Consider the following 14675-nt stretch of genomic DNA (forward strand, 5'->3'; position numbering starts at 1 on the left):
CCGGTGTGGAGTCCGGTGGGCCGCCGGCGTCCGGTCCGGTGAATGGAGTGGGGCATGACTCGCAACGGAGGCGACGCGGCTCCCGCCCGAAGGGCAGGACCCCCGGACCTTCGTCTTGCGGCGGGCGAGGCCGAACTGCCCGCCCACCGAGGAGCGCAGTCGCAGGGACAGCATCTGCCGCGTGACCGCAACCAGGCGATTCTGGAGGCGGCCAAGCAGATCGGCGCGCTCCTCAAACGCAAGGGGCACGCGTTCGCGCTGGCGGGCAGCGTGGCCGCCTACGCCCACGGCGGCAGCGGGAACCTCCAGCACGACGCCGACTTCTGCGTACGGCGTGAGGACGCCGAGGCGGTCGCGGACACCCTGCGTGAGGGTGGTCTGCCGGTCTACACGCCGCCGGAGGACTGGCTGATCAAGTCCAAGTGTTTCGACCAGGACGTCGACATCATCTTCGAGCTGGCCCACGAGCCCGTTTCGCTGGAGATGCTCGCCCGGGCCGAGGAGCTGCCGGTGGATTCGGTGCGGATGCCGGTGCTGGCCCCGACCGACCTGCTGTGCGGCCTGGTCGCCGCCTTCTCCGAGCATCACTGCGACTTCGGCGCGGTCCTGCCCATCGCCCGCGCGCTGCGCGAGAAGGTCGACTGGGAGCGCGTCCGGCGTGCCTGCGGGGACGAGCCCATGCCCGCCGCCTTCTTCTTCCTTCTCGAACGCCTGAACGTCATCACCCCGCAGCGGGACGCGCAGAAGGAGCGGAGAGACCCGCAGAAGGAGCAGCCATGAACCACCACGGCGGAGAGCCGGCACCCGGCGTCCCGGCCGCCGGGTACAACCTGGAGTACCGCGTCGCCCATCTGAAGGACCGGATCGCCGGCGGGGCCCTGGGCGAGCTCGGGGTGCGGCTGGAGGTGCGCGGCGAGACGGTGCTGCTGACCGGTACGGTCCCCTCGGCGCACTCCCGCGACGAGATCTGCGACCTCGTCGCGGCGGAGCTGGCCGGACACCAGGTCCACTGCGACATCACCGTCGCCGACGCCTCCTCCCCCGACCACGCGGAGGACCTCGCATGATCCGCACAGCAGCCGTCGGAGACATCCACATGGCGCCCGAGACCCAGGGCACGCTCCGGCCGGCCTTCGAGACCCTGTCCGAGTGCGCCGACCTGCTGCTGCTGGCCGGAGACCTCACCCGGCACGGCACGCCGGAGGAGGCCCGGGTGGTGGCACGGGAGATCCAGGGCCTGGGGGTGCCGGTGGTGGCCGTCCTCGGCAACCACGACCGCCACGACGACCGGCCGGAGGAGGTCACCGCCATCCTGGAGGAGGCCGGCGCGCAGGTCCTGGAGGGGCGGGCGGTCGTCGTCGACTGCGGCGGGGCACGCGTCGGGGTGGCCGGCACCACGGGGTTCGGCGGCGGCTTCGTCGGCCGGTGTGCCGGGGAGTTCGGGGAGCCGCTGATGAAGGAGTTCGTCCGGTACTCCCGCCGCTGTGCCGATGGCCTGCGCATGTCGCTGGAGCAGCTGGGTGAGCAGGGCTGCGACGCACGGATCGCCCTGACCCACTACTCCCCCGTGCCCGACACCCTCGCCGGGGAGCCGCTGGAGATCTACCCCTTCCTCGGCAGCTATCTGCTGGCCGAGGCCATCGACACGGCGGGCGCGGACCTCGCCGTGCACGGCCATGCGCACGCCGGCACGGAGAACGGCATGACCAACGGCGGAGTGCGGGTGCGCAATGTCGCCCAGCCGGTCATCGGACGGGCCTTCCACGTCTACCACGTGCACGCACGGCAACCGGTGGGGGCCGGAACCGTCGGTGAACCGACGTAGTTCACAACACCGCCGCGGCGCGGCGACGCCCCCGGATCGTCCAGGGCAACAGCAGCGCTGTGACACCGAGTTCGACGGCCGTCAGCACTCCTGGGACCGCCTGGAGCGGGAGAGCATCGAGGAGCCCGAACCAGGCCACCGCCTCGGCCGTCGGGGCGGCACCCCAGACGGCGGTCTCGAAGCGCAGGGCGGCCGGCGCCCACGCCATGCCGGCCCCGGCCGCGCGGTGGAGACGGCGGGAGAGGCAGGCGAGGGCCGAGGTGTCCCTGGTACAGGTGGCCAGGAAGAGCAGACCGGCCAGGGCGCTGGTCGCCGGGTCACGGACGAGCAGCATCCGTTCGTCGTGCGCGAGGAGAGCGAGGAGCAGCATCAGGGCGTAGCTGCCGAGCATCAGCATGTTCAGACCGTCGAGCCGCCGGCTGCGGGCCTCGCCCAGGCGAGCCGGGCGCCCGCGGCCGCGGTGGCGGCCAGGAGGGAGGGCGTTCTCGCGACTCCGAGCGCCTGCGCGCCGTAGAAGACGCCGGACGGCAGGCCGAGGTCCAGCAGGAGGCCCACATGGCCGGTCCGGCGCGCCGACCGCACGCCGGCCGTCCTGTCTCGTGCCGTGCCCCTGTCCGAGGTGTCTCTCGCGCGGTGTGCGGTGCCGTGGTTCCGCTCGCTCCCGGCGCGGCAGGCTTGATGGCTGTGAGTCCGTTCGAGTCCATGGTGCGAGGCTATGGATCGGGCCGGGCCCAGTGATCAACCCGTGAGCGGAGACCCAGGTGGATTTCTCCCGCCCGGTTTCTCCACCCGGGGGTGGGCTCCCCGCAGCGGGTCCGGGACCCGACCTCGTAACCTGGGGCCGTGCACATCTGTTTCGTCTGCAGCGGGAACATCTGCCGATCGCCGTCCGCCGCACTGGTGTTCGCCGAGCATCTGCGCCGGGCGGGGCTGGACGATGCGGTGCGGGTCACCAGCGCCGGCATCGGGCCGTGGCATGCCGGGGAGGCCATCGACGAGCGGGCCGGCGACGTGCTGGCCCGGCACGGCTACCCGGTCGAGCACGTCGCCGCGCAGGTCGGTGCCGAGCACCTGGACGCCGATCTGTACCTGGCCATGGACCGCGGCCACGAGAAGGCGCTGCGCCGTCTCGTCGACGACCCCTCCCGGGTGCGGATGCTGCGCTCCTTCGACCCGGACGCGACCGGTGACCTCGACGTCCCCGACCCGTACTACGGGGGCCCGGAGGGCTTCGAGGAGGTGCTGGCCATGATCGAGGCCGCGGTGCCCGGCCTGCTGGCCTGGGTGCGCGAGCGCCTGCCCTCGTGACGTCCCTTCCGCCGGCCGGCGCCGACGCGAACGGTCCGGACGGCCCGTACGATCCGGGTGACCCCGTCCGACCGGAAGGGCCCGGCAGCGCGGACGATCCGGGTGCCGCGGCGGCCCGGCTGACCGGTCGTCCGGTGACTGCGCGGCGCCGGCTGTCCTCGGCACTGACGGAAGTCACGCTCGACGGCGGCCGGGTGGTGATGGTCAAGCGCGGCGACGGGCCGGGCGCGGTGCGCGCCGAGGCCGCGGGGCTGCGCTGGCTGGCCGCCGCCGGCGCCGTGGCGGTTCCCGCGGTGCACGGTCACGACGTGCAGTGGCTCGTGACGGACCGGGTCCTCGCAGGCTCGCCGAGCGCTCGGGCGGCGGTCCGGTTCGGCCGTGACCTCGCGGCGCTGCACTCCGCCGGGGCACCCGCGTTCGGGGCCCCTCCCCCAGGCGGCCCCGAGCAGGCGTACATCGGTCTCGCGCCCCTGCGGAACGCGCCCGGCGACGACTGGCCGCGCTGGTACGCCGAGCACCGGGTGCTTCCGTACCTGCGTCGCGCGGTCGACGACGGCACGCTGCGCCCGGCCGAGGCGACCGTGATCGAAGGTGTCCTGGACCGGCTGCCCGAGCTCGCCGGTCCCGCCGAGCCGCCCGCGCGGCTGCACGGCGACCTGTGGAACGGCAACGTGCTGTGGGGCGCCGACGGACAGGCATGGCTGATCGACCCGGCCGCGCACGGCGGGCACCGGGAGACCGACCTGGCGATGCTGCACCTGTTCGGCTGCCCGCATCTGGACCGGGTGCTGGACGGCTACCAGGAGGTGGCGCCGCTCGCCGACGGCTGGTCCGACCGCATCGGGCTGCACCAGCTCTTCCCGCTGCTGGTGCACACGGTGCTGTTCGGCCGCGGATACGCCCGCCAGGCGGTCGCGGCGGCCCGCGCCGCCGGCCGGTGATCCCTCACCCCTGGGCGCCCTCCACCAGCCGGGCGAGGTTGTCCAGGGCCATCCGGGTACCCAGTTCGTTGTCCTGGCGCGGGACGGCGTCGGGGATGCCCTCGTGCCGGATCACGACCTCCGTCCCGTCCTGCACCTCCGTGAGGGACGTGGTCATCGTCATCGTGCCGCCCAGCGCGTCGTCGTCGCTCTCGAACTCGATCACCTCGACCACGAGTTCGTCCGGCACCAGCCTCGCGAAACGGCCCCGGTAGGTGTCGGTGCGGGCGCCCGACTTCCCCGGGACCCCGGGGTCGTCGTAGGTGAGGGAGACGCGGAACCTGCCGCCCTCACGCGGATCGAACTCGTGGACCCGGCCGGTCATGCCGTCGGGGACCCGCCATCCCGCCACCGCGTCCGGGTCGACGAGCACCCGGTACACGGCGGCGGGCGGCGCCTTCACGCGCCGTGAGACCGTCGTGGCGTACATGGCAGCACCGTACTGCCTCCGGCGCCCGCCGCGGGGCTCACCGGGTGCGGCCGGCGAATGCGGTCTTCCGCCATGTCCTGGGGTTCGCGGCGACCGCCTTTGGTGTCGAGCCCATGCAGTCCGCGCCGGCGGCCGGCAGCCCATGACGTCCGGGCCGATGGTTGCGTCTGCGGCGTGTCGACTCGGCCATGAATGCCCTTTCTCGAACCGGCGACATCCGGGTGCCGTCTCACCGTCGCCCCGCACTGGGCGGCGGATGGTTCTCGCATGAATGGGATGCATGACATACCGTCACATGGACTGAATCACAGCGCAGTTGACTCGGCGATGTCCCGATTTCGTCACCGACTTGCCCTGGCGTCGCACCCGTCCCTCGCCCGGCCCCCACGCATGCTAAGAAATACGGCGTCACAGGCATGCGGGCGTACCACGGGGGTGCGCCGCAGCGCATGCCGTCGCGGCCCGTGAGGGCCACAGGGGGAAAGGGATCACCGCGTGAACCGCACTCGCACGACCGTCGCAGCCCTGGCCGCAGCCGGGGTGGTCACCGCGGCCCAGCTGGGCCTGGCCGGCGCCGCCTCCGCGGCGCCCACCGTCACGACGCAGGGCTCGGGCTGCCCGATCGACATCGTCTACCCGACCCGGTTCTACGTGGACCACAACGGCTGGGTGACCAACGGCGGCCTGTACTTCGGCATCAAGAGCAAGACCAGCAAGAGCTTCAAGAAGGTCACCTTCACGATCACCAACGTCAGGAACCTGCGGTTCGGCTCGGCGACGGCCAAGGGCGGCCGGATCAGCCACAAGACGACACAGACCGTGTCGGTCTACAACTCCACCTTCAAGGGCAAGGCCAGCCTCGGCTTCAAGGTCCGCACCCACCTGCTGAGCACCCGGAGCTACAAGCTGAAGTTCACCCTTCACGGCTCCGGCTGGAACTGCGCGGTCAACCAGGGCACGTGGGGCTCGCGCTGATGCCCTCGCGGTCCTGAACGTTCCGCTTCCGGTGCCCCGGCCCACTCGGCCGGGGCACCGGTGCGCACAGGCGGCGGGCGGCACGGACGGCCGTCCTGATCGACTCGGCACGGTACGACCGCGCACGCGGGGTAGGCTGCGAGTGCCGGAACCCTGCGCGCGACGTCACCCGTGCACCGGTGCGCCGCGGCGGGGAGAAGGGCGAGTGCGGATGGACTGGCGTGAGTTCGCCGAGGAGATGGCCCGGCTGGCCCGGCGCCTGCTGGCCCAGGAGTCACCGCAGACGACGCTCGACGAGATCGTCTCGGCCGCGGTCGAACTGATCGACGGGTGCGAGGCGGCGGGTGTCCTTGCCGTAAGCAAGGGCCGCGCGGTGAGCCTGGCCGTGAGCGAGGACATGGTCAGGGAGTCCGACCGGCTGCAGGGAGAGCTGGGTGAGGGGCCCTGCTTCGACGCCGCCCGCCGGGTGGACGGCGAGCGGGTGTTCCGCATCGCCGACCTGAGCGAGCCGCAGCCCTCCTGGCCGCGGTACGCGCCCGCCGCCCGCGACCTGGGCATCGGCAGCATGATGGGCTTCCTGCTGTACACCGACGACGAGGACTTCGGGGCGCTGGACTGCTACTCCGGTCACCCCGGCGCCTTCACGCCGGAGAGTGAGACGGCCGGCTGGCTGCTCGCCTCGCACGCCGCCGTGGCGCTGGCCGGCGCCCGGACCGTCGACCAGCTCGAACACGCCCTGGAGACCCGCCACGCCATCGGCGAGGCCATGGGCATGCTGCGGGAGCGCCACGGGCTCAGCGAGGACGACGCCTTCGCGGTGCTGCGCCGCATCTCCCAGCACCACAACGTCAAGCTCCGCGACGTCGCCCAGAACATCCGCGACACGGCGCAGCACAAACCCTGACCGGGGCAACTGCACGACCCGGTCGAGACATTCGACCAGGTGGCCGGACGGGCGACAGCCGCCGCTCCTGCGCCGTCACCCGGACGTACCAGGTCTGCGACATGACCCGCGGGGGCAGGGCGACGGCGACACGGCGTCACCTCCGCGGCGGGCCCGCCCCGACAGGCGCTCCAGCAGGTGCGAGAGCGGTCCGTCCGTCGCCCTCCCGAGAGGGTGTGACGAGCCTCGCCTCACGGGGCCCGGCAGTGTAGACATGGCTCATGGTCCGACTCCCGAGTCGAACCGGCACCCGGTCGACCAGTCGTCCCAGCGGTCAGCGCGTCGAGCAGACGCCTGGCCCGGCTCGGCGAGCGCGTGAGCGCGCCGAGCGGAGCCGTGCTGCGGGCGGCCGGTTCGCCAGGGCGCGGGCGGCGCTGCGGGGGCGCAACATCGCCGGACAGGTGTTCGTCCTGCAGGTCGTCATCGTGCTGCTGCTGGTGCTGGCGGCGGTGGTGGCGCTGGTGCTGCAGGTGCAGCGCGACACCACTCAGGAGGCCCGCAACAGGTCGCTCGCGGTCGCCGAGACCTTCGCCAACGCGCCGGGGACCCGCGAGGCGCTCGCCGCCCCCGACCCGACGGCGATCCTGCAACCGCGGGCAGAGGCCGCCCGTCGGGCGGCGCACGTCGACTTCATCGTCGTGATGAACACGAAGGGGGTCCGCTACACCCACCCCGTGCCGGCCCGTATCGGCGAGAAGTTCGTGGGCACCATCGAGCCCGCGCTGCGCGGCGGGACCGTCATCGAGGAGATCCACGGGACCATAGGGCAGTTGGTGCAGGCCGTGGTGCCGGTCAAGGCGCCGAACGGCACGGTGGTGGGGTTGGTGGCGGCCGGCATCACCACCGAGAGCGTGGGCGGCCTCGCGGAGCGGCAGCTGCCCGTCGTGCTGGGCGCCGCGGCGGTCGGCCTGGCCCTGGCCACGGCGGGTACGGCGCTGGTCAGCCGGCGGTTGCTGCGTCAGACCCATGGGCTGGGACCGGGCGAGATGACCCGGATGTACGAGCACCACGACGCGGTGCTGCACTCGGTGCGGGAGGGTGTGATCATCGTCGGCGACGAGGGCGAACTGCTGCTCGCCAACGACGAGGCGCACCGACTGCTCGGCCTGCCGGCGGACGCGGAGCGACGGCGCGTGACGGATCTCGGCCTCGATCCGGACGTCGCCGGCCTGCTGGTCTCCGGGCGGGTCGCCACTGACGAGGTGCATCTGGTCGGCGACCGGCTGCTGGCGATCAACCAGCGGCCCACCGATCTGGAGGGCGGCCCGTCGGGCAGCGTGGCCACCCTGCGCGACTCCACGGAGCTGCGTGCGCTCTCCGGCCGCGCCGAGGTGGCCCGTGAGCGCCTGAGCCTGCTCTACGACGCCGGCGTGGGCGTCGGGACCACCCTGGACGTGACCCGGACCGCCGAGGAACTGGCCCGGGTGGTCGTGCCGCGGTTCGCGGACTTCGTGACCGTGGACCTGTACGACGCCGTGCTGCACGGCGCGGAGCCGGATCCGGGCGCGGCGCTGCGCCGTACGGCGGTCGGCGGGATCCGCGACGACGCCCCCCTGTACCCGGTGGGCAGCCAGATTCGTTTCGTCGCCTCCTCTCCGCAGGCGTCCAGCCTGCACACCCGGCGGCCGGTCCTGGAGCCCCGGCTGGAGGCGGCCCCGGGCTGGCGGGCGCAGGACGCGGAGCGCACCGGGCGGGTGGTGCAGTACGGCATCCACTCACTGATCACGGTGCCGGTGCGGGCCGGGTCCGTGGTGCTGGGCCTGGTCAGCTTCTGGCGGTCCGAGAAGGACGAGCCCTTCGACGCCGAGGAGCTGGCCCTGGCCGAGGAGCTGGTGGCGCGGGCCGCCGTCTCGATCGACAACGCCCGTCGCTACACGCGCGAGCACGGCATGGCGGTCACTCTGCAGCGCAGTCTGCTGCCGCGCAGTCTGCCCGAGCAGGGCGCCCTCGACATCGCCTACCGGTACCTGCCCGCGCAGGCGGGCGTGGGCGGTGACTGGTTCGACGTCCTGCCGCTGTCCGGGGCCCGGGTCGCGCTCGTGGTGGGGGACGTGGTGGGTCACGGGCTGCACGCCGCGGCGACCATGGGCCGGCTGCGGACCGCGGTGCACAACTTCTCCGCGCTGGACCTGCCGCCCGACGAACTGCTCGGGCTGCTGGACGAACTGGTCGGCCGCATCGACCAGGACGAGACGGCGGACGGCGCCAGCGCCCCCGTCATCGGCGCGACCTGTCTGTACGCGATCTACGACCCGGTCTCCCGGCGTTGTGCCATGGCCCGTGCGGGTCATCCGCCGCCCGCCGTGATCCGGCCGGGGGGCGAGGTGGTGTTCGCGGACCTGCCCGCCGGTCCCCCGCTCGGACTGGGCGGGCTGCCGTTCGAGACGGCCGAACTGGAGCTCGCCGAGGGCAGTCGCCTGGTCCTGTACACCGACGGGCTCGTGGAGGACCGGGAGCAGGACATCGACACCGGCCTGGAGGGACTGCGCGGCACGCTCGCCGTGGCCGGCGAGTCGCCCGAGGAGACGTGCCAGGCGGTGCTCGACGCCCGGCAGCCGTTCAGGCCGAGTGACGACATCGCGCTGCTCGTCGCGCGCACCCGGGCCCTGGGCCGGGACCGGGTCGCCGAGTGGGACGTACCGGCGGACCCGGCCGCCGTCGGGGACGTACGCGCCTCGGTGAGCCGGCGGCTGGCCGAGTGGGGGCTGGAGGAGCTGACGTTCACCACGGAGCTGATCCTGAGCGAACTGGTCACCAACGCGATCCGCTACGGCAGCACGCCCATCCGGGTGCGGGTGCTGCGTGAATCCACCCTGATCTGCGAGGTCTTCGACAGCAGCAACACCTCGCCGCATCTGCGGTACGCCACCACCACGGACGAGGGCGGCCGCGGCCTGTTCCTGGTGGCGCAGCTGGCCGAGCGCTGGGGCACCCGGTACACGTCAGGCGGCAAGGTCATCTGGGCGGAGCAGCCGCTGCACTGACGTCTTGCGGCCTCATCTCGTTGAGTTCTACGAACTTCGTGCTCGGCCGATGCCCGTCCGTACGATTTTCTGACAGTAAACCTTCCTTTTAGTCGGTCCTGAGGGTCGACTGCCCGCCTCTCACTTGGAGCCCCCGTGGTGCATCCGAACCCCGGCACGGTCGTGCCGGCCGCTCTCTCCCGCCGTGCCGTCCTGGCTCTGATGGGCGCGTCCGTCGCCGCCGTCCCCCTGCTCGGCGCCCCGCGCGTGGCGGCGGCTTCGGTGGCGGCACCGGGCCTGGACGACCCGGCGAAGAAGGAGATCGCCATGCGGCTCGTGTCGAGCGCGGAGAACTCCTCGCTCGACTGGAAGGCGCAGTACAAGTACATCGAGGACGTCGGCGACGGCCGCGGCTACACCGTCGGGATCATCGGCTTCTGCTCGGGCACCGGCGACATGCTCAACCTGGTCCAGCTCTACGCCGACCGCAAGCCCGGCAATGTCCTGGCCAAGTACCTCCCGGCCCTGCGCCGGGTCGACGGCACCGACTCGCACGACGGGCTCGACCCGAGCCTCCCCGGCGACTGGCGCAAGGCGGCCAGGGACACGGCGTTCCAGCAGGCGCAGAACGACGAGCGGGACCGCGCCTACTTCGGCCCGGCCGTCCGTCAGGGCAAGGCGGACGGACTGCGCGCACTCGGCCAGTTCGCCTACTACGACGCGATCGTGATGCACGGCGACGGCGACGACCCGACCAGCTTCCGGAACATCCGCGGGCGCGCCCTGCGCAGCGCCAAGCCACCGGCGCAGGGCGGCGACGAGGTGACGTACCTGGACGCGTTCCTGGACGCGCGGGTGTGGGCCATGAAGCAGGAGAATGCCCACAGCGAGACGAGCAGGGTCGACACCGGACAGCGGGTCTTCCTGCGCAAGCGCAACCTCGACCTGAACCCGCCGCTGGACTGGAAGGTGTACGGGGCCCCCTACCACATCGGCTGACGCGGCCCTGCGGCCGCGGGCGCACCGGGCCGGCCCGGTGCGCACCTGCCGTCAGCCGCCGCTCAGGCGGGTGCCCAGCAGTTGCTTGCCCAGCTCGGCACCCTTGCGGCTGTCCGCCTGGGCCTTGCGGAACAGTTCCACGACCTCGTTGTCCTTGTCCCGTTCCGCGTCCTGGATGTACTGCTCCAGACGCAGTGCGTTGCTCAGGCACGCCTCGACGTACCAGATGAGGTTGTAGTCCTTGTCCCGCGTACCAGTGATGTCACCGGTCTCGGTACCGCTCGTCATGCGGGTCTCCTCCTCGCACTGAGGTCTGCGACCTTCGTCTTCGGTGCCACGCCGGGTACCCTCGCCCGTCGCGGCACACACCCTGCGTCAGCCGAGGGCGCGGTCGAGGTTATAGGCCGCGCTGATCAGGGACAGGTGGGTGAAGGCCTGCGGGAAGTTGCCCTGCTGTTCGCCGGTGCGGCCGATCTCCTCGGCGTACAGGCCGAGATGGTTGGCGTAGGTGAGCATCTTCTCGAAGGCGAGGCGGGCCTCGTCCAGCCGGCCGGCACGGGTGAGGGCCTCCACATACCAGAACGAGCAGATGGAGAACGTGCCCTCGTCGCCGTTCAGCCCGTCGGGGCTGGACCGCGGGTCGTAGCGGTAGACGAGGGAGTCGGAGACCAGGTCCTCCGTCAACGCGTCCAGGGTGGACAGCCACTTGGGGTCGGTGGGCGCGATGAACTTCGCCAGCGGCATCATCAGCAGGGCGGCGTCCAGTACGTCGCCGTCCTCGTACTGGACGAAGGTCTGTCGCCTGGCCGACCAGCCCCGGTCCATGATGCGGCGGTAGATCGCGTCGCGGGTCTGCCGCCAGCGGGGCAGATCGGCGGGCAGCCCGCGCCGGTTGGCCAGCCGGATGGCGCGTTCCGTGGCCACCCAGCACATCAGCCGCGAGTACAGGAAGTTCTTCCGGCCGCCGCGGGTCTCCCACACGCCTTCGTCGGGCTGGTCCCAGTTCTCGCAGACCCAGTCCACCAGCCCGCACACGTCGTCCCACTGGCCGCTGGAGATCGGCTCCGCCCACTTGTCGTAGAGGTAGATCGAGTCGATCAGCGCGCCGTAGATGTCGAGCTGGAGCTGGGCGGCGGCGGCGTTGCCCACCCGGACCGGGGCCGAGCCCTGGTGCCCCGCCAAGTGGCGCAGTTCGCGCTCGGGCAGCTCCGTGCGGCCGTCGATGCCGTACATGATCTGCAGCGGGCCGTTCGCCTTGCCCTCGACCGGACTGATGTGCCGGGTCAGGAACCGCATGAACGCCTCGGCCTCGCCGGCGAAGCCCAGCCGCAGCAGCGCGTAGACGGCGAACGCCGCGTCCCGGACCCATACGTAGCGGTAGTCCCAGTTGCGCTCGCCTCCGATCCGTTCGGGCAGGCTCGTGGTGGGCGCGGCGACGATGGCGCCGGTCGGGGCGTAGGTGAGCAGCTTCAGGGTGAGCGCGGAGCGGTGGACCATCTCCCGCCAGCGGCCGCGGTAGCGGGACTGCGCCAGCCAGCGCCGCCAGTAGTTCACGGTGGCCGCGAACTCGTCCTCGGCCTCGAGGTGCGGGCACCGACGCGGGGCCACCTCGCCGCCCACCTGGTCGAGCGCGAAGACGGCCGACTCCCCCTCGGCGAGCTTGAACTCCGACCGCACGTCCGTGCCCTCGATCTCCAGGGGCACGGTGGCCGTGAGGGCGAGGGACAGGGTCGCCGACTCGAACAGGACCATGCAGCCCTCGGACCGGAGCGTGTGCGAGTCGGCACCGTAGTTGAAGCGGGGCGCGACCCGCGCGCGGAACGGGAGGGTACCGCGCACGCACAGCACCCGCCGGATGAGCCGGTGCCGGTCGGCCTCCCCGCCGTCTGCCGCGGAACCGGTCACCGGCATGAAGTCCTGCACCTCGCCGACGCCGTCCTCGGTGAAGAACCGGGTGATCAGAACGTTGGTGTCGGGGAAGTAGAACTGCTTGGTACGCACCGCCTCGACCGCGGCGAGTTCGAAGCAGCCGCCACGCTCGGCGTCCAGCACCGCGGCGAAGACACTCGGGGCGTCGAAGGCCGGGCAGCAGTACCAGTCGATCGTGCCGTCGCTGCCGACGAGGGCGACGGTGCGCAGGTCGCCGATCAGCCCGTGCTCGGCGATCGGCACGTAGCCGGACCCACCGGATCGGGACGGCGCGGCGGGCGCGGGGTGCGGGCTCGGGATGTCGGCCATCACGACGGCCTCCCTGTCTGGGCACGCGGACAGCTTCCGGAGCGTGTCGCTGTCCGGCCTTCTCGGGCTCTTCCAGCTTAGGAGGGGACGGCCGGGAGGGATGTTTTCGGGCGCGTCGGGCAGATGCCCAACAATCGGCCGGGGCCGGCCCGGCCGGTAACGGCGGGCCCTTCCGGATGCAGGCTGCGGCGCGGCGGGCAATGGTGGGTAGAGGTCCCGGTCCCGCAGCACGGGCGGCGCAGTCCGGACCCGGGCGGGGACCCGGCCGGACCCGAGGAGGACACATGTCGACGTCACAACCCGATGCATCCCGTTGGTCCGGGGGTTGCACCCCGGACGACGTGCTCCACGCCCGTACCGGCACCGACGTCTCGCCCGAGGACGTCGTGCTGGCCGCGGGCCGGGACATCACGCCGCGCAACCTGGAATGGGCCAGGCACAAGATCGAAACGGAGGGCCCGGCCGCCCTGGACAAGCTGCTGCCTTAGCCGTCGGCGGACCGTGCTCCGCCGACCGCCGGGAGGGACCGGGGCGCTGCCCCGGTCCCTCCGGGCTCTTCCGGAGGGGGGCGTTGTGCTGTCAGACTCCGGGACGTGCCCGACTTCGACATGCTCGTGATCGGATCCGGACCGGGTGGCCAGAAGGCCGCCATCGCCGCGGCCAAGCTGGGCCGCCGGGTCGCCGTCGTCGACAGCCCCGACATGGTCGGCGGGGTCTCCATCCACACCGGCACCATCCCCTCGAAGACCCTGCGCGAGGCGGTGCTGTACCTCACCGGACTCACCCAGCGCGACCTTTACGGGCAGAGCTACCGGCTGAAGGAGGACATCACCGTCGCCGACCTGACCGCGCGCACCCAGCACGTGGTCGGCCGCGAGGTCGACGTCATCCGCAGCCAGCTCTCCCGCAACCACGTCTCCCTGTTCGCCGGGACCGGCCGCTTCGTCGACGACCACACCGTCGCCCTGCGCGAAGTGACCGGCCAGGAGCGACTGCTGACCGCGGAACACGTCGTGATCGCCACCGGCACGCGCCCGGCCCGCCCCGACAGCGTCGAGTTCGACGGGCGAACCATCATGGACTCCGACAACGTGCTCGCGCTGGAGCGGGTGCCGCGCTCGATGGTCATCGTCGGGGCCGGGGTCATCGGCATGGAGTACGCCTCCATGTTCGCCGCCCTCGGCAGCAAGATCACCGTGGTCGAGAAGCGGGCCGGATTGCTCGACATGTGCGACGTCGAGATCGTCGAGTCGCTCCGCTACCACCTGCGGGACCTCGCGGTCACCTTCCGGTTCGGGGAGACGGTGGCCGCCGTCGAGCGGCACCAGAACGGCACGCTGACCATCCTGGAGAGCGGCAAGAAGATACCGGCGGACGCGGTGATGTACTCGGCGGGCCGGCAGGGGCTCACCGACGGCCTGGACCTGCACCAGGCCGGGCTGTCCGCCGACGCGCGCGGCCGGATCGCGGTGGACGAGCACTACCGCACGCAGGTGCCGCACATCTACGCGGTCGGCGACGTGATCGGGTTCCCGGCGCTCGCGGCGACGTCCATGGAGCAGGGCCGGGCGGCGGCCTACCACGCCTGCGGGGAGCCCGTCGGCCGGATGCACCGTCTGCAGCCCATCGGGATCTACACCATCCCGGAGATCAGCTTCGTCGGACGGACCGAGGACCGGCTCACCGAGGACCGCGTGCCGTTCGAGGTCGGCGTGTCCCGCTACCGGGAGCTGGCCCGCGGGCAGATCATCGGCGACTCGCACGGCATGCTGAAGCTGCTCGTCTCGCCCGAGGACCGCACCCTGCTCGGGGTGCACTGCTTCGGCACCGGGGCCACGGAGCTCATCCACATCGGGCAGACGGTGATGGGCTGCGGCGGCACCGTGGACTACCTGGTCGACGCGGTGTTCAACTACCCGACGCTCGCGGAGTCGTACAAGGTCGCCGCCCTGGACGCGACGAACAAGCTGCGGCAGATCGACCGGCTCGGGGACTGAGCCGCCGGCCCCGTCTG

General features: G+C 72.2%; 16 protein-coding genes. 11 read left to right on the forward strand and 5 right to left on the reverse strand.

Annotated elements, in window-relative coordinates; translation table 11 throughout:
• Window positions 1–54: 54 nt before the first annotated feature.
• From BZY54_RS26900 to BZY54_RS26910, 3 genes are read left to right on the forward strand one after another with little or no spacing between them, the layout of a single operon-like run.
• Window positions 55–780, forward strand: a complete 726-nt coding sequence (locus tag BZY54_RS26900) for a nucleotidyltransferase family protein (RefSeq protein WP_086727911.1) — start codon at window positions 55–57, stop codon at window positions 778–780.
• A complete protein-coding gene (locus BZY54_RS26905; RefSeq protein WP_086727912.1) occupies window positions 777–1067 on the forward strand; it encodes a BON domain-containing protein in 291 nt (96 codons plus the stop codon). The genes BZY54_RS26900 and BZY54_RS26905 overlap by 4 nt, the downstream gene beginning before the upstream one ends.
• On the forward strand, window positions 1064–1825 hold the full coding sequence (locus tag BZY54_RS26910; RefSeq protein ID WP_086727913.1) for a metallophosphoesterase family protein: 762 nt from the start codon (window positions 1064–1066) through the stop codon (window positions 1823–1825). The genes BZY54_RS26905 and BZY54_RS26910 overlap by 4 nt, the downstream gene beginning before the upstream one ends.
• A gap of 1 nt (window position 1826) precedes the next feature.
• On the opposite strand, the gene BZY54_RS26915 is transcribed toward BZY54_RS26910, so the two are convergent.
• Together BZY54_RS26915 and BZY54_RS26920 are read right to left on the reverse strand one after the other, a co-directional pair.
• Complete coding sequence (locus tag BZY54_RS26915) at window positions 1827–2222, reverse strand: DUF3159 domain-containing protein (protein ID WP_086727914.1); 396 nt, start codon at window positions 2220–2222, stop codon at window positions 1827–1829.
• Window positions 2223–2224: 2 nt separating this feature from the next.
• On the reverse strand, window positions 2225–2407 hold the full coding sequence (locus BZY54_RS26920; protein WP_086727915.1) for a hypothetical protein: 183 nt from the start codon (window positions 2405–2407) through the stop codon (window positions 2225–2227).
• A gap of 261 nt (window positions 2408–2668) precedes the next feature.
• Between BZY54_RS26920 and BZY54_RS26925 the strand changes: the two genes are divergently transcribed.
• Window positions 2669–3133, forward strand: a complete 465-nt coding sequence (locus tag BZY54_RS26925; RefSeq protein ID WP_086727916.1) for a low molecular weight protein-tyrosine-phosphatase — start codon at window positions 2669–2671, stop codon at window positions 3131–3133.
• Window positions 3134–3252: 119 nt separating this feature from the next.
• The gene (locus BZY54_RS26930) at window positions 3253–4074 is read left to right on the forward strand and encodes a fructosamine kinase family protein (protein ID WP_086727941.1); all 822 of its coding nucleotides are present in this window, start codon (window positions 3253–3255) and stop codon (window positions 4072–4074) included.
• A gap of 4 nt (window positions 4075–4078) precedes the next feature.
• On the opposite strand, the gene BZY54_RS26935 is transcribed toward BZY54_RS26930, so the two are convergent.
• The gene (locus BZY54_RS26935) at window positions 4079–4543 is read right to left on the reverse strand and encodes an SRPBCC family protein (RefSeq protein ID WP_086727917.1); all 465 of its coding nucleotides are present in this window, start codon (window positions 4541–4543) and stop codon (window positions 4079–4081) included.
• Between the two features lie 495 nt (window positions 4544–5038).
• Between BZY54_RS26935 and BZY54_RS26940 the strand changes: the two genes are divergently transcribed.
• From BZY54_RS26940 to BZY54_RS26955, 4 genes are all read left to right on the forward strand, one after another.
• Window positions 5039–5518 (forward strand): hypothetical protein, encoded by a 480-nt coding sequence (locus BZY54_RS26940; RefSeq protein ID WP_086727918.1) that lies wholly within the window; start codon window positions 5039–5041, stop codon window positions 5516–5518.
• Between the two features lie 211 nt (window positions 5519–5729).
• A complete protein-coding gene (locus BZY54_RS26945) occupies window positions 5730–6422 on the forward strand; it encodes a GAF and ANTAR domain-containing protein (protein ID WP_086727919.1) in 693 nt (230 codons plus the stop codon).
• Between the two features lie 260 nt (window positions 6423–6682).
• Window positions 6683–9445 carry a SpoIIE family protein phosphatase gene (locus BZY54_RS26950; RefSeq protein ID WP_086727920.1) on the forward strand — a complete coding sequence of 921 codons (2763 nt, stop codon included), beginning with the start codon at window positions 6683–6685 and terminating at the stop codon, window positions 9443–9445.
• A 201-nt stretch (window positions 9446–9646) separates the two neighbouring features.
• Window positions 9647–10423, forward strand: coding sequence for a chitosanase (locus BZY54_RS26955; RefSeq protein WP_086727942.1), 777 nt, complete (start codon window positions 9647–9649; stop codon window positions 10421–10423).
• 51 nt (window positions 10424–10474) lie between these two features.
• Here BZY54_RS26955 and BZY54_RS26960 read toward each other — a convergent pair whose 3' ends face one another.
• Together BZY54_RS26960 and BZY54_RS26965 are read right to left on the reverse strand one after the other, a co-directional pair.
• Window positions 10475–10711: a hypothetical protein gene (locus BZY54_RS26960; protein WP_086727921.1), complete on the reverse strand. Its 237-nt coding sequence runs from the start codon at window positions 10709–10711 to the stop codon at window positions 10475–10477.
• Between the two features lie 87 nt (window positions 10712–10798).
• Window positions 10799–12661, reverse strand: a complete 1863-nt coding sequence (locus BZY54_RS26965) for a glycoside hydrolase family 15 protein (protein WP_086727922.1) — start codon at window positions 12659–12661, stop codon at window positions 10799–10801.
• Window positions 12662–12945: 284 nt separating this feature from the next.
• Between BZY54_RS26965 and BZY54_RS26970 the strand changes: the two genes are divergently transcribed.
• Together BZY54_RS26970 and sthA are read left to right on the forward strand one after the other, a co-directional pair.
• A complete protein-coding gene (locus tag BZY54_RS26970; RefSeq protein ID WP_086727923.1) occupies window positions 12946–13149 on the forward strand; it encodes a hypothetical protein in 204 nt (67 codons plus the stop codon).
• Between the two features lie 105 nt (window positions 13150–13254).
• On the forward strand, window positions 13255–14658 hold the full coding sequence (gene sthA, locus BZY54_RS26975; RefSeq protein ID WP_086727924.1) for a Si-specific NAD(P)(+) transhydrogenase: 1404 nt from the start codon (window positions 13255–13257) through the stop codon (window positions 14656–14658).
• The last annotated feature ends 17 nt before the right edge of the window (window positions 14659–14675 follow it).

It is taken from the genome of Streptomyces carpinensis, assembly GCF_002154505.1.
In the GTDB taxonomy this organism is placed as follows: domain Bacteria; phylum Actinomycetota; class Actinomycetes; order Streptomycetales; family Streptomycetaceae; genus Streptomyces; species Streptomyces carpinensis.

Bases quoted from the DNA above. Each gene is read 5' to 3' on its own strand.
- BZY54_RS26945 (WP_086727919.1), top strand. From the start codon at position 5,730: ATGGACTGGCGTGAGTTCGCCGAGGAGATGGCCCGGCTGGCCCGGCGC.
- BZY54_RS26950 (WP_086727920.1), top strand. From the start codon at position 6,683: ATGGTCCGACTCCCGAGTCGAACCGGCACCCGGTCGACCAGTCGTCCC.
- BZY54_RS26915 (WP_086727914.1), bottom strand. From the start codon at position 2,222: ATGCTGATGCTCGGCAGCTACGCCCTGATGCTGCTCCTCGCTCTCCTC.
- BZY54_RS26935 (WP_086727917.1), bottom strand. From the start codon at position 4,543: ATGTACGCCACGACGGTCTCACGGCGCGTGAAGGCGCCGCCCGCCGCC.
- BZY54_RS26900 (WP_086727911.1), top strand. From the start codon at position 55: ATGACTCGCAACGGAGGCGACGCGGCTCCCGCCCGAAGGGCAGGACCC.
- BZY54_RS26965 (WP_086727922.1), bottom strand. From the start codon at position 12,661: ATGGCCGACATCCCGAGCCCGCACCCCGCGCCCGCCGCGCCGTCCCGA.
- BZY54_RS26910 (WP_086727913.1), top strand. From the start codon at position 1,064: ATGATCCGCACAGCAGCCGTCGGAGACATCCACATGGCGCCCGAGACC.
- BZY54_RS26960 (WP_086727921.1), bottom strand. From the start codon at position 10,711: ATGACGAGCGGTACCGAGACCGGTGACATCACTGGTACGCGGGACAAG.
- BZY54_RS26970 (WP_086727923.1), top strand. From the start codon at position 12,946: ATGTCGACGTCACAACCCGATGCATCCCGTTGGTCCGGGGGTTGCACC.
- BZY54_RS26905 (WP_086727912.1), top strand. From the start codon at position 777: ATGAACCACCACGGCGGAGAGCCGGCACCCGGCGTCCCGGCCGCCGGG.
- BZY54_RS26955 (WP_086727942.1), top strand. From the start codon at position 9,647: ATGGGCGCGTCCGTCGCCGCCGTCCCCCTGCTCGGCGCCCCGCGCGTG.